Raw genomic sequence first — 20,452 nt, 5'->3', positions numbered from 1 at the left:
AATTCATCTATGCTTAAAAGCAAGCCACTTTGCTATTGCAATTTGTATACCAGATTGGAATAATGAAAATAAAATAATAAAATATTGATTTGTAAAAATAAATTTTATATGACAAAAGGGTTTTGAATAAATTTGGCGCAGAAAATTGCACTTGCGTGCAAAAAAAATTGCACATAAAAAATTATTTTTATTTTTTATCATTTTTATCGTTGGGATACTGCATATATTTCTGATCGTTAATATCCCATATTGAATACGCAATGTGTATGTTCGCCATGGTGCATACAGTGTAAGAAAACACCGGCCGTCAGAAAAATCAGATTAATGGTATTAATGATGATATTAAATCCATGATGATAAAAGTAAATCAGCAGGTAACCGGTATGAGAGCACCTACCAGCAAAGAAAGTTAGTTACTTCATTTCATTTTTTCAGTTATGGTTACTGTTTTGCAGTTCAGCGTATACTAATAATATCGGGTCTTGGTGCCTGTAGTAGCATACAGATTAACCACAATCTTACCGTCAAATTTGACGATAAAATACATCAGAAAAGGTAAGTAACTAATCAGTATAAATGCATGATATTAATATTAATTTATTAAATAAAAACAGAGAATGATAATGGAAAAATTAGAGTATTTTAATTATTTGCGAACCATACCAGCTTTAAACTTTATCGGAGAAGCCGATCATCCGGAGCATCTGGAAGATAATTTATATGGCATCTTTCAATGTTTTATGCCTGACGGGACAGGTGTAGAAGCTGTATTTAGTCCTCTGCCTGACGGTGATTTGCTGAGAGAGCGTATATTACCTGTTTATAAATTAGTGGAACAAAAGGTTCGTGAATGTTTAAAGCAAGGAATTATTCCGGGATATTTTGTGCCTGAAACAATCGTGTGTTCCGATGAAGAGCTAATGCAACTCGGAGATCAGTTTATAAATAATATTAAGGCATTATCAGAATATAATAATGATAACGAGTTTACAGAATTAATGGCAGGTATCACAAATGTGGAAATCGTTAAATCACGGGAAGAGCTTGATGAGTCTATAGATGATACGCAAGACTATATTTACGATGCATTGAGTGATTATATTTCTGATTATATAGATAGTAATGACTTGTTATCAATTCTGAGTGAAGCATATTATTCAATAGCTTGTGACTATTGGCTTAGCTATTATTTGCAATATCCGGCTATCAAAACTGATTTAAACTGCGATATTTTTAAACCTTATTTTGAATTGTGGGCCAGAGGATATTATTGTTCATTTAAAACGGATGCTTTACTTATATGCCCATGACAATGATTAGACACATTTTATAATGATAAAATCGATAAAATAGAATGTTTGTGTTGGAACATTTTATTTTTATGACGATACAACAATAAGATTATTAGTTTTTAAAACTATGCTGGTGATAATTTACCATTTAAGCGATAACATCACTATCTGATAAACTTATAGGATATCCAGTCTCGCAAGTATGGAATGGGTCTGGATTCCGAAACTTCGCCCATTAATTTTGCCAGCTATTGCCTTAGTGAATAAATAGAAAGATGACTGGCTGAAACATTATCTGAGAAGTCGGCCCGATGTCCTGCTGATTAGATTGATTAATCATGATGTGTGGATACAATCAGGGTATCCGTAATTGCCGAAATCGAAAAGCATCAGACCGGCAAGCCATCACTCTATATCATAAAAATAATATCAGCACAGGCGATCAGAAAACCATAATCGACATTCTAAATTGGTGTCTGATTACATTCTTAATCAGAATAGCTGCCTGTGCTGCTGCACTGGCCGGATAGGTAACAAAAGTATTCTATTCATTTTCAAGTCAGAGCACATAAGCGCAGAACCTCAATACATTTATTAGAGTATATAAGCAAATACAATTTAAGTAATACAACTATATTTGCAATTAAATATATAGAACTACCAATGATTTGTACTTATTGAACTCTTTTTCAGGCTTAAAATGCCTAAAAAAGCTTGACGAGTTAAATATCGCCCCCTATAATGCGCTCTTCCTTTCCCTGATAGCTCAGTCGGTAGAGCGACGGACTGTTAATCCGCAGGTCCCAGGTTCGAGCCCTGGTCGGGGAGCCAAAGGGTCGTTAGCTCAGTCGGTAGAGCAGCGGACTTTTAATCCGTTGGTCGAGCGTTCGAATCGCTCACGACCCACCAATATCCTCTCCATTTCTTTATTATATTGCTAAGTTATTTAGCACAGCTTATTCAGCATAATAGCATTACTTTAAATTTTCTTGTTATTTATCTGCCTAAATTTATTGCTATTTATCTAATTCTTTCAAGTTAACATCAATATATGTTTATACCTGCCACGAGGATGATTAGTCTGTTATTCCGATTAAGCTCTGGTGTAATATTTGTTGTATTAGATTAGTCAACTGGTTTATCTGGCCTAGCCAAATCATTCACATAAAATTTTCTTCAAACTTTAAATTATTGATAAACCATTTCTTTAGAAATAAATTTAAATGTATGGTAGTAAAATCTCTGATTTATTTAATTTGAAACAACTAGCCTTATTTATTCTTAGTGGTACTGCACACAATTTCGGATAACCCTCTGGCAATCAGGTTATATTATCTTTTTTATTTATAGCAATTGATGTACTTTTTCATCATTTTCCTAAAATAGTTTTGATAAAAAAATAGTTTGATAAATATATTTGTAGTAATAATTATTCTTGGTAGTCATTTTCTGATTAAATCATAGGCAAAATTTATCGTATCAAAACTGATAAAAAATTATGAAACTCAATATGTAAATATATTTGTTGATTAATTAAGAAAAATTGGTTTATATTTAATAAAATTATTATTTATTAACAAATTGACAGGGAAGTTATATGAAGAAAATTGTGAGTTTATTGATAGGGTTATTTATTACCTTAGCAATTGCTGCATGCGGTGGTAATTCTTCACCAGAAGCTGCTGCAAAAGCATTTACTGAAGCTGTATATAGTGGTGACAGCCAAAAAGTAATTTCCATGATTTATCTTAGTGAAAAAGATAAAAAAGAAGCAGGAGTAGAGGATATATTATCTGGAAAAATTAAATTGATTGTTTCGCATGCCAAAGAAGCTGCTGATAAAAATGGCGGGTTGAAAAATATATCCATTGAGGATGTCAAATATGACGATGATAAAAAATCAGCACATGTTCAAATAGGTGTAACTTTCAAAAATACAGAACAAATAAAAAAGGAAAATGTATATTTAATTAAAACAGATGATGGCTGGAAGGTAAAAGGTTAACCGATGAAGACCTGCTTAAAGCAGGTTTTATTATGTATAGATATTTAATATATTTTTTAATGATTTGCCTGATTCTGCTGACCGGTGGTTCTGCTTCATTTATTTATGAAAGACATCCTCCTTCATATCCACGCTTGATCCGGGATTTACCCTTACTCGAAGTTGGTGACTGGGTTGTGCGTTTAGGTACTACGAATGATAGTCGATGGATTCGTTATTTGGGAAAAAGTGAGTATTCACACATTGGGATGATTGTGCAATTACAGCCTAAGGTTTTAGTTATCCATGCTACAACAGATGACGGAGAATCAGTTTCAAATCAGGTGATGATTTCTGAATTAGAACATTTTTTTAGTCCGGTATTGGCTCAGAAAGGTGCGGTTATAAGACCTTTATTTTTGAATAAGCAAGAAAAGCAACGGATTGCTGCACAAGTTTTGAACCAGCGCGGAAAACCTTTTGTCTTAGATAACAAAAACGAATCTCATTTATATTGCACAACATTACTATTTGACTCAATTGCTCAATTTCATCCGTCATTTAAACCTGAATGGAATTATATATCGGTGCCGTTTTTTGAGGGTGAATATCTGTTTCCTCAGGCATTTGTTAATTATCCCGATACCAAAGTAATTTATCAGATTAAGAATAACTGAAATTTGGGTTGATATATTATTGTTTAATATAAAATATATTTCTATTATATAGCATTAAAGATTTAAATCAGATTTTTTAACATGAATATGTATGTTTAGTAATCTGTATAGCTATACAGATTACTGCTGTTATTCCTTTCAGAATATTCATTCAAAAATTTTGATTATGGTTTGACTATAGATTATATGCTTAAAATGGTAAATATATTTAAAAAACATAATAATACTGTCGAAATTAAGACTCTATGAATAAAGTCAGTTCTGATTTATTTTTATACATTTTGTGATTTCAGGACAGATTAAACAGAAGCAGGGGAGGTAAATGCTCAGATTATGGTAGCACCTAAAGTATTCTGAAAGTGCTTTAATGCCCATGAATGTCCTACAGGGTCAAAGCTGGCAACAGCATGCTGATGCACGACAATCTGATAATTGAGGTTATATGCATCAACCGCTGTATGTAATACGCAGATATCAGTACATACGCCGGTTAAATGTATTTCAGTAATATTTCTTTCACGCAGGCGTAAATCCAGGTCTGTTCCGCTGAATGCAGAGTAGTGGCGTTTATTCATCCAGTAAACTTGCGGATTGGTCTGATTGGCTGTGTACAACTGTTTTAATGAGCCATAGAGATTCTGACCGTTGGTACCTATGATATTATGCGGCGGAAATAATTTATTTTCCGGATGGTACTTATCATCAGGCTCGTGCGCATCAATTGCAAATACCACAAAATCTTTCTGCTCGATAAACGTTCTGGTCAGATTTACCATTTCGTTTTCTATGGCTTGTCCTGCCAGACCGGTTGTCAGTGCTCCGTCTGTGGCAATAAAGTCGTTGGTATAATCGATTGAAATAAGTGCTTTCATATGTCATTCTTCAAATTGTTATTGTTGTCTGAGCTCTGTAAATTATAAATCATAAGTTAAACTGATTTTATTTTATTGTGTCTATTGGTGTTTGTATAATTTTTTAGTCAAGGTTGAATTTGCGAGTTCGAATCTCGTGTCCGTTCTAATGCTTAATCTATAGACATCCTGAATTGTCTTAAATACTATAAAAAAACATATGATTATATGTTTATATTATCGATATAAAGTGATTGAAAATTACCTAAAAATACTTAATTGAAGTACAAATTTAAAGTAAATCATTTTTTTAATAAGTACATTTTGTATTTATCTGTATATACAAACTGATACGTAGTTTTGTTTATACTTGCTTAGGCATTTTGATGTTTTCTATTGCGTTTACGTTTAGTTCATCCTCTCTCCAAATCTAAATCAGAATTAAATCTGAGTTAGATTTGGAGATGCATTAATAGAGATTGACTCTTCGTTTGAAAACACTATTAGTTAAACATTAAAAAATTCACAAAAAATTTCAGTGTCTATAATTGTCTATTAAGATAGACAGCCTTTCAATAATTCGCCTAAACGCCTTATCTAGTAAGGCTTTTCATGATTTGAGATATGCTGTGGCTCAGGATATGATTCAATACTACATCAAACAAAGTTATACTGAAAAAGAAGTATAGCTTTTACTTAATATGGCTTTGGGTCCTGAGGATGGCAGGAGAAGATATATAAAAGCTACTATAGTTTAATATAAAATGTAATAATTTTTAATAGGTTAAATCAATATCCGAGCATAAAAAATAGTAATAAAAACCATTGAAGTAAGAGATTAACAATTAACTCTTTAGTGAATTGGTTTTTTCTTCTAGAATAAAAGATAAGTAATATATTAGATGGTATATAGATGGTTACAGGAGACCATAAGAGTCAAATTGATAGTATTTGGGATACGTTTTGGAGTGCAGGGTTAACTAGCTCTATTGCTGTATTGGAGCAAATGACTTATCTATTTTTTATAAAAATGCTGGATGACAGTCAGCTCAAAAGAGAAGCGAATGCTCAGATACTAGGTGGAACAATTAAAGATCCTATTTTTAAAAAAGGTGAACTTTGGCAAAATATAGAGACAAAACAAACGCTTCCATATGAAAATTTACGTTGGCACAAATTTAAAAATTTTAATGCCACAAAAATGTTTAATATCGTTCGCAATGATGTATTTGTGTTTATTAAAACACTAGGTACAGGTAAAGATAGCGTTTTTAGTCGCTATATGGCTAATGCCATTTTTATGATCCCTAACGAACGTACTTTGTCCAAAATTGTAGATGGTATCGATAACCTCGACATGAATGATAAAGATACTATGGGCGATGTCTATGAATATATTTTAGGGAAAATGGCAGCTAGTGGTACTAATGGCCAATTTCGGACTCCTCGTCATATTATTCGTATGATGGTACAGCTAATGAAGCCCACTATTAAGGATAATATTTGTGATCCTGCTATGGGTTCAGCAGGCTTTATTGTTGAGTCAGCCACGTATATTAGCGAGCATTATAAAAAGGAATTAGCCAGAAAAGAAAATGCTGAACATTATAAAAACACTATGTTCCATGGTTTTGATACTGATCAGACCATGTTACGTATTGGCGCCATGAATATGATGTTGCATGGGGTAGATAACCCAAATATTAACTATCAAGATTCCCTTTCCGAAGATAATCAAGATAAAAATCTTTATTCACTGGTATTAGCTAATCCACCCTTTACAGGTAGCCTTGATTATGAAGTGGTAGATAAGAGCTTATTAACTATTACCAAAACTAAAAAAACCGAACTACTTTTTTTAAGTCTATTTACCCGTATTTTAAAATCAGGCGGGCGTTGTGCTTCTATTGTGCCTGATGGTGTATTATTTGGTAGCAGTAAAGCACATTTAGCCATTCGTAAAGAGTTAGTAGATAACCAGCAACTTGAAGCTATTATCTCTATGCCATCAGGCGTATTTAAGCCGTATTCAGGTGTCTCTACTGCTATTTTGATTTTTACGAAAACCGATTCAGGCGGTACCGATAAAGTTTGGTTCTATGATATGCGTGCTGATGGCTATAGTTTAGATGATAAACGCAGCCCAATAGAAGCCAATGATATTCCTGATATTATTGCCCGTTATAATGGTTTAGAAAATGAAGCCAATCGTACCCGTAAAGAGCAATCTTTTTTTGTATCTAAAGCCGAAATAGTGACTAATGACTATGATTTAACGATTAATAAATATAAAGAAGTGGAACGGGTAAAAATAGACTATGAAAAACCTGAACTAGTATTAGCTCGTATTAAAAAACTACAGATTGAAATAGATCAAGCAATTGCTAGCTATGAAGGGTTAATTAAAGAATGAATAAAGATAGTTGGGAAGTAATGCAATTGTGCAATTTATGTGATTCTATAAATGGATTGTGGAAAGGAAAAAAAGAACCTTTTATAAAAGTTGGAGTCATTAGGAATACTAACTTTACAAAAGATTGCAAATTAGACTCAATTAATATTGAATACCTAGAGGTTGAAGAAAAACAATACTCTTCTAGGAAACTGTTTTTTGGTGATTTAATTCTTGAAAAGTCAGGAGGAGGCCCTAAGCAACCTGTTGGAAGAATTGTTCCATTTGAAATACTAGAGGGAGATTTTTCTTTTAGTAATTTTACTTCTGTTTTAAGAATAAAAGATCAAAGAATTATTTTTTATAAATTTCTATATATGTTTCTACTACATTTTTATAGGACAGGAAAAACAGAGAAGTTGCAATCTAATACAACAGGAATTAGAAATCTAGATTTGAAAGCGTATAAGTCTGTTTCTGTTCCTCTGCCCCCTCTTCCTATTCAAAAAAAGATAGTAAAAGAACTAGATACACTAAGCGATATTATTACCAAAAAGAAAGAACAGCTTGCAGAACTGGATAAACTTGCTCAAGCTACTTTTTATGATATGTTTGGTGATCCTATAAAGAATGAAAAAGAGTGGGAGATGAGAAGGTTAGAAGAGTTAGGAGACTGGGCAAGTGGAGGAACCCCTTTAAGGAGTAACTTATTATATTTTAAGGGAAGTATACCTTGGGTTACTTCAGGGGAACTTAATTCTCTTTTTATTAATGATACCATTGAGCATATTAATGAAGAAGCTATTCGAAACTCTAATGCAAAATTAATTAGAAAAGGCTCATTACTTCTAGGAATGTATGATACAGCTGCTCTTAAATCGTCTATAAATAAAAGAGAAATGGCTTGTAATCAAGCAATCGCTTTTTCTTTTATAAATACAAAATTATGTAATACGATTTATGTATATTATTCAATCCAAATAAACAAGGAAGAATATAAAAAAGAGCAAAGAGGTATCCGTCAGAAAAATCTAAATTTGTCAATGATTAAAGCGATATCTATACTTTACCCACCGCTATTATTACAAAACCAATTTGCTGAAAAAATAGAAGCCATAGAGCAACAAAAAGCATTAATTAATCAATCAATCACAGATACACAACTTCTATTTGATTACACGATGGATAAATATTTTAATTAACTAAATTCGTTAGGTGAGCGCCCTAATTATGAAACGGAACTTTGATTTTCTGAGTACTTTATCTGATTTTGCAGAGTTATATAACTACTGTCATGAAGCTGAAGTAAATCAAAAAAGCGACCCTAAGCAATCAGCGCTTAATGCAAGATTTGCCTTAGAATATACCGTTAAGATCATCTATATCTTACATAATTGGGCTATCCCTAAACGTAGTAGTCTGTTTGAATTAGTGGATAATGAAGACTTCCGCCGTTTTATTAATGATAATGAGTTAATGGTTGCTTTGCATTATATTCGCCGAGCTGGTAATAATGCTGCCCATTTAGAAAAGGTTACGGCGAAAGAGTCATTATTTTCTTTATTAAATCTGCATAGTTTTGTCAGTGCCGTATTAGTAAAACTCGGTGAAGTTACTGATGTGGCGACTTTTGATAAAACGCTCCTTACAGAAAATAAAGGCAGTATTAGTAAAGCATCGGCAACTTTTGTAGAACCCAAAAAAAAGGTTATTCATAAATACCGTGAACAAATAGCAGAATACGGTACGCTTAATGCTAAAAATCCCCAATATTTTACCGAAGCGGAAACACGCAGTTTCTATATTGATCAACAATTGCGTGAAGCGGGTTGGGAAGTTTTAGCAAAGAAAAATATTATAACGCCTAGTAAAGCCTGTATTGAAATTTTTGTAGAAGGTATGCCAAGTAATTCAGGCGAAGGCCATGTAGATTATGTGTTATTTGGTCGTAATGGTGTTCCTTTAGCCTTAATTGAAGCCAAAAAGACCAGTAAGAGCGTGTCTGTAGGTAAGCATCAAGCTACACTTTATGCAGATTGTTTAGAAAAAAGATATGGTGAGCGCCCTGTTATTTATTGTAGCAATGGTTATGAAACCCATCTGATAGACGGCTTAGGTTATCCCTCAAGATTAGTGTTTGGTTTTCACACTATTGATGAGTTAGAACTACTTATTCAACGTAAAAAACGTAAGGATATAACCGATCTGACAATCAAAAATGAAATTACCAATAGAGGTTACCAAAAACAGGCGATTACTGTGGTATGTGAGCATTTTAATAAAAAGCATCGCCGCGCTTTATTAGTTATGGCTACCGGGACAGGCAAAACGCGGGTAGCTATTTCGCTGATTGAGTTGCTATATCGTAATAACTGGATTAAAAATGTACTTTTTTTAGCAGACCGTACTGCACTCGTTAAACAAGCTCATAAAAATTTTACTAAGCTTTTGCCCTCTGTAACTACTTGTATTTTATCTGACCGTTCTAATAAAAAACGCGACCTTAATGCGCGTATTATGTTTTCTACCTACCATACGATGATTAAGCATATAGATAGTGATACTAAAGCGTTATCTATTGGGCGATTTGATTTAATAATTGTTGATGAGGCACATCGTTCTATTTTTGGACGCTTTGGTGCTATTTTCGATTATTTTGATTCGTTATTGTTAGGTTTAACTGCTACCCCCAGGGAAGATATAGATCGCAGTACCTATCAAGTATTTGAGGCTGAGCAAGGCATTCCCAATTTTAGTTATGAATTAGAAGAGGCCATTGCTGATAAATATCTTGTTCCTTATAGAGGTTTTAAAAGGCATTCTAAGCATTTGCGACAAGGTATAAAGTATGATGATTTAAGCCAAGACGAAAAGGATCAGCTAGAAAAAGTATGGGAATACGAAACCACTATTCACGATATAGAAGATGAAGACTATAAACGTGATATTGCTAATAGAGAAATGTTTAACTATATCTTTAATGACAATACTATTGATAAAGTATTGCAAGATTTAATGAGTAATGGCTTAAAGGTACAAAGCGGTGAGCGTATTGGTAAAACCATAATCTTTGCCTACAACCATAAACATGCCAAACAAATCGTTGAACGATTTGAAAGATTGTATCCGCAATACGGTGCTGAGTTTTGTGTATTAATTGATTATTCGGTTAATTATGCACAGAACCTGATTGAACGTTTCGAAGTGAGAGATAAAGATCCACAAATAGCCATATCTGTAGATATGCTGGATACAGGTGTTGATATTCCTGATTTATTAAATTTAGTCTTTTTTAAAGAAGTAAAATCCAAGATTAAATTTATGCAGATGATTGGTCGTGGCACCCGGCTATCCCCTGATATCTTCGGCACAGGTGCAAATAAAGAAGAGTTTTATATTTTTGATTATTGCCAAAACTTTGAGTTTTTTAGTCTTAATCCACAGGGTGCTGATGCAAAAGCCACGCAATCGCTGACAGATAGAATTTTTTGCTTAAAATCCGAAATTGCTTTTGAGTTGCAATCCACTAAATATCAAGAGGATGAATATGCAAGGCAATTGCATGATGCATTAAAAACCGAATTGAAAGGGCAGATTGAAACACTTAATCCAAATCATATTAATGTAAGAAAAAACCGTTTATATGTTGATAAGTTTAGGTTAGCTGATAGCTGGCAGTATCTTTCTCTGTTAGACCTTAATGAGTTAAAAACCTATATTGCTCCTATATTAAGCCCTACCCAAGAAGATGAAAGCGCTAAGAAATTTGATTTATTACTATTTAATATTCAACTGAATTTATTGAATAAATCTAAAAAAGCAAGTAAAAGCCAAAAGAGTGTCATTAATTTAGTACGGGCACTCTATGAGAAAGGTACTATTAAAGAGATTAAAGAGAAAATAGCAATTATTAAAGAGGTATTAACAGATAGTTTCTGGCAAACACTAGAACTGGATAAACTTGAGTATGTGCGTGTTGAGTTGCGTGATTTAATTAAGCATTTAAAGGACGATGCTAATGGTCAAACATTTAATGTAGATATTGAAGACTTTATTGAATATATAGGTGAAACAGAAAGCTTATTTTCTGTGAAAACTTACAAACAACGTGTTATCGATTATTTAATTGAAAACTCCTGGAATCCCGTTATTCAAAAAATACGTAATCTTGAGCCTATTACTCGTGCTGATACTGTTGAACTTGAAAAAGTATTATGGAATGAACTTGGAACAAGAGAGGAATATAATAAATTTACTTTTAATACTCTAGCAGGCGGTAATGTAGCTGCCTTTATACGTTCTATTGTTGGTTTGGATAAACAAGCCGCTGAAAAACGTTTTAGTCAATTTTTATCCGATAATCAGCTTAATTCACAACAGCAAGAATATTTAAAAACCATTATAAATTATGTGAATGAAAATGGTGATATCACTACTGATGTATTGATCAATGAGTCACCTTTTGACAGCTATGACTGGCAGGAAGTGTTTGGCGATAATGTAGCCTTTATTTCAAAATATGTTAATACCTTACACTCAGTTATTGTTGCGAGTTAGTATAAGATACAAATAAAACTACCTAAAAATACACTTTAGTAACTTTAGTAATAGTGAATTAGTTTTTTTCGTCTCGATATAACGTATCTTTCATTCTGACAAAAAATAACAATGTATCGAATATGACATTGTTAACTGATTTAACCATCTGTAAATCCTAATCTGTACTGAAAACCTATTCTCTAAAAAACGATCTTGGTTATGGATAGTCTGTGTAAAGTATTCAGATAGTTAATATTTCTGGAAATCTGGTTGTGATGCAGTTGCTTAGCTGGGTTCGGGTCATGAGCCAGTCGCCGGATTGTAGTTCGCTGCCAAGCTGGATGCTGCTGCGGCCGTAGCGGCTGATGATGTTGTCCCATGCACTCATTAGTTCAGGGCGGTGATTGTGCTGGCTGTGGCAGAGTAAATCTAACTGCCGGAATGTGTGCACTGGTTCGATGCCACTCAATTCAATTCCACATTTTTTATATTCGTAGCCGGAACGGTAGATGTTATTTAACAGGTGCTGGGCAATGTGGTTGAGGGTGAGTGTGTCGTTACTGGCCTGAGGCAATTTGGTAATCCGGTAGCCGTTGTATTGTGGCAGGTCGTGGCGAAAGCGGTTGGTGTAGATAAATACACCAATGATATGTGCCTGACTGTTTTGTTCGCGCAGTTTGGCTGCTCCGGCGGTAATATGATGGCTGATGGCCGCCTGTAAACCGTCAAGATTGGTGACCATGTTGCCGAAGCTGCGGCTACGGACAATATTCTGACGACTGGCTTCTTCTGTGATGAGTTCGCTACAGGGAATTCCCTGCATTTCCCGCTGGGTACGTTCGAGTACAACACCAAATTGTTTTCTTAAGGTTGGGGTATGGGCATTGATGAAATCCAGAGCGGTGTGAATGCCTTGGGCGGCGAGTTTGTGGCCGGTTCTGCGGCCGATACCCCAGATTTCGGTAACCGGCTCGCTGGCAAGAGCTCGTTGTCTGATATTCTGATTCCAGTCTGTCCAGACAATAACGCCATTGAAATGATGGCGGTGGCGTTTGGCCAGATGGTTACAAAACTTAGCTAGTGTACGGGTAGGGGCAATGCCGACACATGTCGGTATACCTACCCATTGTTGGATACGGGAGCGGATATTGTGGCCGAGCTGATGCAGGTTATTCAGACTGTGCAGGCTGGCAAAGCATTCGTCGATTGAGTAGATTTCAATGGCTGGTACCAGTGAGGCAATGGTACTCATCATGCGTCGCGACAGGTCGGCATACAGTTCGTAGTTGGACGAGAAGACGATTAGCTTGCCTTGCCGCACTAGGTGCTGAATCTGAAAGTAAGGTACACCCATTCTGATGCCCATGTCTTTGGCTTCATTGGAGCGGGAAATGACGCAGCCATCGTTATTGCTCAGTACGATAACGGGTTGCTGCCTGAGTTCGGGGCGATAGGCTCTTTCACAGGAGCAATAGAAGTTATTGCCGTCAATCAGGGCAAACATGGGCAGGATTCAGGGCTTGCAGCAGATGTTTATGCTGACGGATGATTTGATAGATATCGCGATCAAGCTGTCCTTGCGGCTGATTGAGCAAGGTTTGCAGTTCGTCGGTATTGCCGGCACTGCCCAGATAAATCCAGTGGTGAAAGATGTGGTATTTGTGCTGTTCTTTTATATAGGCGTAACCACTAAACGGCCATGCAGCCAGTTTAAGTTTCTGTAAGGCCAGTGCAAGTTTGAGGTTGTGCATGTCGGCGGTAATTTTGTTGATGCAGGCACCACTGCACTGATGCAGCTGATAGCGGAAGCAGGGGCGGTTATTGCTGCCTTTTTCTATCCCCAGAGTTTGCAGACACAGATCGGTATTGCTGATGATGTTTTTAATGCTTTTCTGTGCATCGCTTTTGCTGTGAAACAGGCCGTAATAGTGCTGTTCGCGGTTAAGCTGAACGTGGCGCATGGGAACAATGCTCAGGGTATTGTATCCGTTAGTATTGGTATTCAGCCGGAAGCTGAACAGGTCTTTCTGGCGGCGCAGGCGGCGGTTGAGGATGGGCTGGCGCTGCTTAATCTGGGCTGATTCGGTGAGCAGGGCATCCAGTTCACCGCTACAGGGGATAATGTCGATTTTTCTGGCTTGCTGTGACAGGCTCATTTCTTTGCTGTTGTGTACATCCTGACTGAAATGGTTCATCAGGCGGGTTTTAACTTGTTTGCTTTTGCCAATATACAGAGGAATGTCGTTGTCACCATAAATAAGGTACACGCCGTAATCGTCGCTGATGTTATCCAGAACATCGCTGTGCAGGTGAGCGGGCAGGCTGGGGCGCTGCATGATGGTTTTACAGGCCTGATGCAGGATGTTCGCGGGAAAGTTGTGTCTGAGCTGTTGCCAGAAGTCGTAGATAGCCCGGGCATCGGCAAAGGCCCGGTGACGGTTTTGCATGTCGATGTTGTGGCGGGCAATAATTTTGTCCAGTCCGTGATGTTTGTGTTCGGGATAAAGCAGACGTGACAGTTTAACGGTGCACAGTTGCTGCGGGTTGAATGTTCTGCCCAGACGTTTGAAAGCTGCTTTGATGAAGCCGTAATCAAAACGCACGTTGTGCGCTATAAAGATTCGCTCTTTGAAGATGGCTGCCAGCCGGTCGGCAATTTCATTATCGAAATAAGGTGCTTTTTCTACCATTTTATTGCTGATGCCGGTAAGAGACTGAATAAAAGGCGGAATGCTGGTATCGGGATTAAGCAGGGTATGAAAAGTTTGTGGCTGCTGCTGTCCGGCTTCTGTGTAAATAATCGCGATTTCGGTAATACGGTCACTGGTGGTGCGTCCGCCGGTAGTTTCGATATCGACAAAGGCAAGTTGCTGATCTGAAAACATGGTTTCTGGGTTAGCGGATGTGTTTGATAACGTAGGTTACGACGCCGACGATGGCAAGGGTATCGCCTTCTTTTAGGCTGAAATTGGGATAAGACTGGCTGCTGTTTTCGGAATGTAGTTCGATGCGGCTGTTATCCAGTTTGTGTAGCCGTTTGATGGTAAATTCATTACCTAAATCGGCCATGACGATATCACGGTGTTTGGGTGTGAGGGAGCGGTCGATGATAAGCAAATCGTTACGGCTGATGCCGGCATCCTGCATAGAATCACCACCGCAGCGTACGGCAATGGTGGCAGCCTGATTTTTTATCAGGTACTGGTTGAAATCCAGATAATCGCTGATATAGGGTTCTGCCGGGCTGGGAAAGCCGGCGGGAATGGTTTCGGTGGCTAAGGGAATGTTGAGCCGCGTAAGGTTGTCGGCTATTTTCCAGCAGTCGGCAGGCAGATTTTGTGCCGGTCGCAGCGGGGTAACGGCCAGCTGATTCATCAGGTGTTCTACTGCCGGTATCAGGCTGACGGGAATGCGTTTGACTATTTTGGGTCCAGCAATTCTGGCTTTGCGTCCGGCGCCGGCTCTTACGCCGCCATGCTGATTGTGTTTTGCTGCTGTATCAACCACAATTGTGCTCATCTTGATTAAGTTATTTAATCAAGAATGGTAGATTTTTGATTTTTCTGCGTCAATTATGCTTGCTGCGGATGGCTGGTAATGGTTTGTTTTTTAGCTGTTATGCTGTCGGATATTACCCATACTAATCAAAGCTAACTTATTTTATAGTTTTGAATTGGTTTGTATTGATGTTATCGAATGCAGATAAATTGTGATGGCAGACAATAAGTTTACTGATGTTGTGCAGGCAGGGAGGCAGGACGGGCCGGATGGCTGTTTGAGCCTGAAGCGTTACTGGCTGAGTTTATTTCATCCGCAATCCGGTCCAGGGTAGTGGTGGTTTCCAGGTGAGTACTTTGGATATCCGAAGCGGTGATAGCCGCAGCTTCACTGACGCTGTGTGTGCTCTCATTATGTGAACAGGCTGTCAGGCAGATAAGTGTAAGAATGAATAGTGGAAGAGAAATTTTCATGATAGTTGTACGGATGCTGATTTAATTCTGCTTATTATGATCGGGTAAATGGTGTACAGCCACATTGGGTGAGCAGCTGAGTAGTTTCGTATACAGGCAAACCCATGATGCCAGTGAAGCTGCCGCTGATATGCTCGACCAGCATTCCACCCAGCCCTTGAATACCGTAAGCTCCGGCTTTATCCAATGGCTCACCGGTAGCAATATAAGCGGCAATCTGTTCATCATTTAAGGCGGCAAAACTGACTGTACTGGTTTGCAGGGTCTGAAAGATTTGGTTTTGCCAATAGATGCAGACTGCTGTATGGACATGATGTTGTTGTCCTGACAGCAGTTTAAGCATGCGAGTTGCATCGTTGATATTTTCCGGTTTGCCGAGAATCAGATTATTCAGGCTGACGGTGGTATCGGCGCTGATAAGGGGAAATTCTGGTGGCTGTTGTTTGCTTTGCTGCCAAGCATTGAGTGCTGCACGGTTTTTCATGCTTGCCATGCGCTGAACATAATCTGTGGCGTTTTCATCTGGATAGGGGGTCTCATCGATCTCTGCATTTAGCCGCAATACATGGTAGCCAAGATTAATGAGGATTTCATGCCGGCGCGGGCTGCCTGATGCAAGATAGACGGTTAGCGGATTCATGGATGTTGGTAAATAAATGCAATATGGTATAAATTCTATCTGCTTATTTTACCATTTTCCGTGATAACATTAAGTAGTATATGGTATTTTCAGACGTAGTACTGAAGATGTGTTGATTTTTAGATAAAAATACTATTTTATACTGAAGTAAAATGGTTTATATAGGCTGTAGCTGATAGAAAATTTCTTTATTTAATTGGTATTATTTTTTTACCAGTTTTAGTAAACTAATGCCCTATATGACCTCATAGTTAAATAGATAGAACGAGCTTTTTATAAAGACATTTTTAGGTTCGATTGCGGGTAGGGGCAAATTGTGAAAAAAATAATAATCCAGTTAAGGAAATATACAAGGAAAAGAATAATCTTATTATTAATCCCTGTTCTTTTAGTTTTTTCTTCAATACAAAATATTTATGCTAATCCCAATGTAATATCAGTTATGAAGGAAAATACCAAACTTAATATTTTTACAATGTATAACTATGAGGAAGATGGAGTAGCTTTTGTTTCGTTGTCGGATATTTATCCCTATAATGTTTCGTCGTCGGATATTTATCCCTATAAACCAAAGAAAGTTATTATCCCTAAGAAATCTGGTGATGAATATAATAAAATTAGTTATACAATATTAGATAAATATCGGGAAAATTTTCTAACTGATTTAAAATTACATGAAACAGATAATCTTTATTTGCATGACTATTTAACAGGCGAAACAATCACTTTACCAGTCAAAGATCTTAAAGCTGTTGCACGTATTAATATATATCGAGATGAGAACGATGCACCTTTTGATTTCATGGATTATATGCTGGGGTTTGATATTCCCTTAAATAAAATTAAATTATTTAAAGATTCAGAGTCTGTTTTGGTTTCTATCGGAGCTCAAAACCCCTTCACTAATGAAGCGCTCCAGTTTTTAACTTGGAAAAAAATTGATCAATCAATGTTTCCAAAAACAACAAAATCTGTTGATAAGTATATTATAAAAAATTTCGCTGAACACTATTACGATCTGGCTATTGGCGATACTTATTTAAGTGAAGCTTATGGATATCGATATTATATGCAAGATCGGCTGCATGATAAAGATAGTACTGATAACGATGGTATATTTATTCGCCGTTTAATTATAGTAGAGCCAGAAACGAATAAAGTAGTGCTGGATACTTTTTATGAGAACGATGAAAGTACAATGCTTTCAAGCTTTGAAAACGATCAAAAAAACCTCGAAATGGGCGTAACTGGTAAATTATTTGTTGATACACCGCTTGTTATTTTTGGGCTTGAAGATGCTGTAATATTTGGTTGTGGTAGTATTAAAGTTATTGGGAATCAATATATACCTATTAATTGTGATAATAGACACTAGTGTGTTTAATAATTGCTCATAATCCCATTGATGGTGTTGAAAAAAGAAAATACTTCTGTAATTAAAGAACTAATGCCTTTATTAACAAAATATATCGGGATTGAGTTATAAATTCTTTTAAAAATTAATTAATTTTAATCTAGTCACTTATAAGTTTTATATTCAATGAATATTGATTATGAGGCTGAATGATATGATTGATACGTATACTATTTAAATGTTTAATCAGTTATGTAGATGATTAGGATAAAAAAGGGTATAGCATAATTTTCTACTTGGTTTATGTATTAACAACGGTATATTTACATTTATAAAATACATTAATATTATAATTATTGTTGGTTATACTGATATAAGGCTGTTTTGAATAATCTTTATTATTTATTTGCAAATTATTTCGTTCTTTTCAATAAGATCAGCAATGACCATATTGTTATCATCACTACTAATACCTACTTCCATATAACTATATGCAGCTTCATATTGTTCACCGTTATAACGGTAATAAACAATTTGATGCTCTGCATTGCTATATCTAGCACTTGTAACAAAATCTGGCATACCGTTACAAGTTGAGTCTAAATCGTAATCAGGACCACTATAAGCATTAAATAATAGTTTGGGTTTCTTATTGGGTTTTAATAAATAAATCCATGTTTCTGCATCAACCTGATTACCAAACGTTTTACATTGAGCAGTGAACAGGTCACCAATGTTCGATTTGCATACATCAAAAAGCACATTAGTATGTGGTTTGGAATTATCCTCATCGATAGGATTATCTCCAAAATTTGAAAAATCTTTACTACCACAGTTGTCATCAGTACTTAAACGCGCCACTAATTTTTTAATAACCAAATCCATTTTTTTATCATTAGATAAATCATCTATACTACGGCATAACTCCTTACTTGTTTGTGAAGGAGGGAGAGGGGGATTGACATACAGAGGATATAATTGACTAATAATGGCATCCAATACTTTATCTAAACAAGCGGTATCCTTACATTGCGATATCAGCTTATTTTGCTTAACAATTTCTACATCTAAATTCCAAGGATCATTGACTAATGTAATAGTGGAATATTGAAGAAAGCGTGCCTTAAATAACTTATTTGCTAATGCAGGATTATTGCACGTATTAGCTGGATATTTCGCTTTTTCCTCTTCTACCATCCTAATAGTCTCATCATCATTATCACTGTCAGGAAAGCCTAATAAGCTAATATCTAAACATGGACTAAGTAATAAAATTGTTGATAAGTAAGGAGGGGCAAGTTGATCAATACGAGGAATGGCTCTCTCTTGCTTAATTTTTTGAGTGTAAGCAGGAAAAACAATTATCAATAAACTTAATAAATAGAAAATTTTTTTAATCATTTATATTTTTCCCCTTAGATAACTTTCTGGAAACTTTGTAATCAAGTTATTTGTCGCATCAGGAAACTTCATCTTTGTTAATACCGCTAAACAATTACCATAAACAGAGTAACGTTAATCAAATTTTTATTTAAAGCTCAGCTATAAGTGTTATTAATTGTTTCAGGTAAATTAACCGCAGCAGAGGCATGCCCAAATGCTTTACGTCTATCATAGACCTTTAATGCAAAATTTTATCAGTTTATTGAATTACAGACTAATAAGGTTTCTTTATGAATTTAAAGGCAGGGATCGACGATATATCTGCCCTTAATTTTACCATTTATCATGTCTCTAGCTATTTGCGGGCATTCATTTAATGAAATGGTTTGAGTAATTTGTTCCAGTAATCTGGTACTCAAGAGTTTGGCAAGATATTCCCAGGCTGCAATACGTTTTGCCCGTGATGCCATGACGCTATCAATACCTGCCAGAGTGATACCTCGCAAAATAAATGGCGCAACTGTGGCCGGAAAATCTATACCCTGTGCCAGTCCACAGGCAGTAACAATGCCACCATACCGGATTTGTGCGCAGATATTAGCCAGACTATGAGAACCAAGCACGTCAATGGCTGCCGACCATTGTTCCTTTTGTAATGGTTTGCCTGTATCAGACAAGGTTTTGCTGTCGATAATATGCTGCACACCTAGTTGCTGCAGATAATCTGTATCGTTGATTTTGCTGGTAGCTGCGGTAATGGTATAGCCCAGCTGGGTGAGTAACATAATCGCCACTGATCCGACACCGCCGGTGGCTCCGGTAACCAGAATATTACTCTGTTCGGGAGTAATGCCGTGTTCGAGTATACGTTGTACACACAAGGCTGCTGTATATCCGGCGGTTCCGATAATCATGGACTGTCGGGCAGTTATGCTTGCGGGTAGGGGGATAAGCCAGTCTGCATTGAGAAAAGCACGCTGGCTCATGCAGCCCCAGTGGGTTTCTCCACAGCCCCAGCCATTTAAAATCACTTTATCTCCGGATTTGAAATGCTTACTGCTGGTGCTAATAACGGTTCCGACACCATCTATACCGGGAATCATCGGCCACTGCCGTACTACAGGTCCGCTGTTGGTAATAGCCAGGGCATCTTTATAATTCAAACTTGAATACTGCACCTCAATTAGGGTATCACCTGGTTGTTGCAACAGGGTGTCTTCACTAATATTTTGGATGTTGCAGGAAAATTCAGTCTGATTTTTTTCTAAGAGTATGGCTTTGGATGGCATGATAATATTCCTGTTATTGTTAACTAGGCGAATGGTCTATTTTTATTATAGACCGGTTGTCTAGTTGTAAGCAATTATTG

At 36.4% G+C, this 20,452-nt stretch carries 17 protein-coding genes and 2 tRNA genes; 10 read left to right on the top strand and 9 right to left on the bottom strand.

Features of this window, described 5'->3' with window-relative positions:
* Positions 1–236: 236 nt before the first annotated feature.
* Positions 237–368, bottom strand: a complete 132-nt coding sequence (locus GY065_RS13630) for a hypothetical protein (protein WP_371731958.1) — start codon at positions 366–368, stop codon at positions 237–239.
* Between the two features lie 255 nt (positions 369–623).
* Between GY065_RS13630 and GY065_RS09415 the strand changes: the two genes are divergently transcribed.
* The 6 genes from GY065_RS09415 (at position 624) to GY065_RS09390 (ending at position 3,953) form a co-directional block, all read left to right on the top strand.
* A complete protein-coding gene (locus GY065_RS09415) occupies positions 624–1,310 on the top strand; it encodes a hypothetical protein (RefSeq protein ID WP_174833911.1) in 687 nt (228 codons plus the stop codon).
* A 320-nt stretch (positions 1,311–1,630) separates the two neighbouring features.
* A complete protein-coding gene (locus GY065_RS09410) occupies positions 1,631–1,822 on the top strand; it encodes a hypothetical protein (RefSeq protein WP_174833910.1) in 192 nt (63 codons plus the stop codon).
* Positions 1,823–2,047: 225 nt separating this feature from the next.
* Positions 2,048–2,123 (top strand) — tRNA-Asn (locus tag GY065_RS09405).
* A gap of 2 nt (positions 2,124–2,125) precedes the next feature.
* Positions 2,126–2,201 (top strand) — tRNA-Lys (locus GY065_RS09400).
* A gap of 688 nt (positions 2,202–2,889) precedes the next feature.
* Positions 2,890–3,297, top strand: a complete 408-nt coding sequence (locus GY065_RS09395; protein ID WP_174833909.1) for a DUF4878 domain-containing protein — start codon at positions 2,890–2,892, stop codon at positions 3,295–3,297.
* A 32-nt stretch (positions 3,298–3,329) separates the two neighbouring features.
* Entirely contained in the window at positions 3,330–3,953 is a 624-nt protein-coding gene (locus GY065_RS09390) for a YiiX/YebB-like N1pC/P60 family cysteine hydrolase (RefSeq protein WP_174833908.1), read from the top strand.
* A 326-nt stretch (positions 3,954–4,279) separates the two neighbouring features.
* Here GY065_RS09390 and GY065_RS09385 read toward each other — a convergent pair whose 3' ends face one another.
* Positions 4,280–4,825 (bottom strand): cysteine hydrolase family protein, encoded by a 546-nt coding sequence (locus GY065_RS09385; RefSeq protein WP_100116470.1) that lies wholly within the window; start codon positions 4,823–4,825, stop codon positions 4,280–4,282.
* A gap of 892 nt (positions 4,826–5,717) precedes the next feature.
* On the opposite strand from GY065_RS09385, the gene GY065_RS09380 reads away from it, so the two are divergent.
* Genes GY065_RS09380 through GY065_RS09370 form a run of 3 tightly spaced genes read left to right on the top strand, consistent with a single transcriptional unit; the run spans position 5,718 to position 11,753 of the window.
* Entirely contained in the window at positions 5,718–7,217 is a 1,500-nt protein-coding gene (locus GY065_RS09380; RefSeq protein WP_174833907.1) for a class I SAM-dependent DNA methyltransferase, read from the top strand.
* Positions 7,214–8,398, top strand: a complete 1,185-nt coding sequence (locus GY065_RS09375; protein ID WP_174833906.1) for a restriction endonuclease subunit S — start codon at positions 7,214–7,216, stop codon at positions 8,396–8,398. The genes GY065_RS09380 and GY065_RS09375 overlap by 4 nt, the downstream gene beginning before the upstream one ends.
* A gap of 28 nt (positions 8,399–8,426) precedes the next feature.
* The gene (locus GY065_RS09370; protein WP_174833905.1) at positions 8,427–11,753 is read left to right on the top strand and encodes a DEAD/DEAH box helicase family protein; all 3,327 of its coding nucleotides are present in this window, start codon (positions 8,427–8,429) and stop codon (positions 11,751–11,753) included.
* Positions 11,754–11,976: 223 nt separating this feature from the next.
* Here GY065_RS09370 and GY065_RS09365 read toward each other — a convergent pair whose 3' ends face one another.
* The 5 genes from GY065_RS09365 to GY065_RS09345 form a co-directional block, all read right to left on the bottom strand.
* On the bottom strand, positions 11,977–13,239 hold the full coding sequence (locus GY065_RS09365; protein WP_174833904.1) for a Y-family DNA polymerase: 1,263 nt from the start codon (positions 13,237–13,239) through the stop codon (positions 11,977–11,979).
* Entirely contained in the window at positions 13,223–14,620 is a 1,398-nt protein-coding gene (locus GY065_RS09360) for a 3'-5' exonuclease family protein (RefSeq protein WP_174833903.1), read from the bottom strand. Before GY065_RS09360 ends, GY065_RS09365 begins: the two co-directional genes overlap by 17 nt.
* Before the next feature lie 10 nt (positions 14,621–14,630).
* On the bottom strand, positions 14,631–15,254 hold the full coding sequence (locus GY065_RS09355) for a LexA family transcriptional regulator (RefSeq protein WP_174833902.1): 624 nt from the start codon (positions 15,252–15,254) through the stop codon (positions 14,631–14,633).
* A 209-nt stretch (positions 15,255–15,463) separates the two neighbouring features.
* Positions 15,464–15,706 carry a hypothetical protein gene (locus tag GY065_RS09350; protein ID WP_174833901.1) on the bottom strand — a complete coding sequence of 81 codons (243 nt, stop codon included), beginning with the start codon at positions 15,704–15,706 and terminating at the stop codon, positions 15,464–15,466.
* A 34-nt stretch (positions 15,707–15,740) separates the two neighbouring features.
* A complete protein-coding gene (locus GY065_RS09345; RefSeq protein ID WP_174833900.1) occupies positions 15,741–16,346 on the bottom strand; it encodes a nucleoside triphosphate pyrophosphatase in 606 nt (201 codons plus the stop codon).
* A 316-nt stretch (positions 16,347–16,662) separates the two neighbouring features.
* On the opposite strand from GY065_RS09345, the gene GY065_RS09340 reads away from it, so the two are divergent.
* Complete coding sequence (locus tag GY065_RS09340; RefSeq protein WP_174833899.1) at positions 16,663–17,721, top strand: hypothetical protein; 1,059 nt, start codon at positions 16,663–16,665, stop codon at positions 17,719–17,721.
* A 381-nt stretch (positions 17,722–18,102) separates the two neighbouring features.
* Here the strand turns inward: GY065_RS09340 and GY065_RS09335 are convergent, their stop codons facing one another.
* Both GY065_RS09335 and GY065_RS09330 read right to left on the bottom strand, forming a co-directional pair.
* On the bottom strand, positions 18,103–19,101 hold the full coding sequence (locus tag GY065_RS09335; RefSeq protein ID WP_174833898.1) for a hypothetical protein: 999 nt from the start codon (positions 19,099–19,101) through the stop codon (positions 18,103–18,105).
* A 278-nt stretch (positions 19,102–19,379) separates the two neighbouring features.
* Positions 19,380–20,372, bottom strand: a complete 993-nt coding sequence (locus tag GY065_RS09330; RefSeq protein ID WP_174833897.1) for an MDR family oxidoreductase — start codon at positions 20,370–20,372, stop codon at positions 19,380–19,382.
* Positions 20,373–20,452 lie beyond the last annotated feature (80 nt).

The sequence above is a fragment of the Snodgrassella sp. ESL0323 genome (assembly GCF_013346865.1).
Classification (GTDB): domain Bacteria; phylum Pseudomonadota; class Gammaproteobacteria; order Burkholderiales; family Neisseriaceae; genus Snodgrassella; species Snodgrassella alvi.
This window is presented reverse-complemented; position numbering and strand designations above follow the sequence as displayed.

What these genes read in the sequence shown, in the direction of transcription:
- GY065_RS09395 (WP_174833909.1), top strand. Translation starts at nt 2,890, where the DNA reads ATGAAGAAAATTGTGAGTTTATTGATAGGGTTATTTATTACCTTAGCA.
- GY065_RS09375 (WP_174833906.1), top strand. Translation starts at nt 7,214, where the DNA reads ATGAATAAAGATAGTTGGGAAGTAATGCAATTGTGCAATTTATGTGAT.
- GY065_RS09385 (WP_100116470.1), bottom strand. Translation starts at nt 4,825, where the DNA reads ATGAAAGCACTTATTTCAATCGATTATACCAACGACTTTATTGCCACA.
- GY065_RS09365 (WP_174833904.1), bottom strand. Translation starts at nt 13,239, where the DNA reads ATGTTTGCCCTGATTGACGGCAATAACTTCTATTGCTCCTGTGAAAGA.
- GY065_RS09360 (WP_174833903.1), bottom strand. Translation starts at nt 14,620, where the DNA reads ATGTTTTCAGATCAGCAACTTGCCTTTGTCGATATCGAAACTACCGGC.
- GY065_RS09330 (WP_174833897.1), bottom strand. Translation starts at nt 20,372, where the DNA reads ATGCCATCCAAAGCCATACTCTTAGAAAAAAATCAGACTGAATTTTCC.
- GY065_RS09345 (WP_174833900.1), bottom strand. Translation starts at nt 16,346, where the DNA reads ATGAATCCGCTAACCGTCTATCTTGCATCAGGCAGCCCGCGCCGGCAT.
- GY065_RS09335 (WP_174833898.1), bottom strand. Translation starts at nt 19,101, where the DNA reads ATGATTAAAAAAATTTTCTATTTATTAAGTTTATTGATAATTGTTTTT.
- GY065_RS09355 (WP_174833902.1), bottom strand. Translation starts at nt 15,254, where the DNA reads ATGAGCACAATTGTGGTTGATACAGCAGCAAAACACAATCAGCATGGC.
- GY065_RS09350 (WP_174833901.1), bottom strand. Translation starts at nt 15,706, where the DNA reads ATGAAAATTTCTCTTCCACTATTCATTCTTACACTTATCTGCCTGACA.
- GY065_RS09380 (WP_174833907.1), top strand. Translation starts at nt 5,718, where the DNA reads ATGGTTACAGGAGACCATAAGAGTCAAATTGATAGTATTTGGGATACG.
- GY065_RS09390 (WP_174833908.1), top strand. Translation starts at nt 3,330, where the DNA reads ATGTATAGATATTTAATATATTTTTTAATGATTTGCCTGATTCTGCTG.
- GY065_RS09370 (WP_174833905.1), top strand. Translation starts at nt 8,427, where the DNA reads ATGAAACGGAACTTTGATTTTCTGAGTACTTTATCTGATTTTGCAGAG.
- GY065_RS09415 (WP_174833911.1), top strand. Translation starts at nt 624, where the DNA reads ATGGAAAAATTAGAGTATTTTAATTATTTGCGAACCATACCAGCTTTA.
- GY065_RS09410 (WP_174833910.1), top strand. Translation starts at nt 1,631, where the DNA reads ATGATGTGTGGATACAATCAGGGTATCCGTAATTGCCGAAATCGAAAA.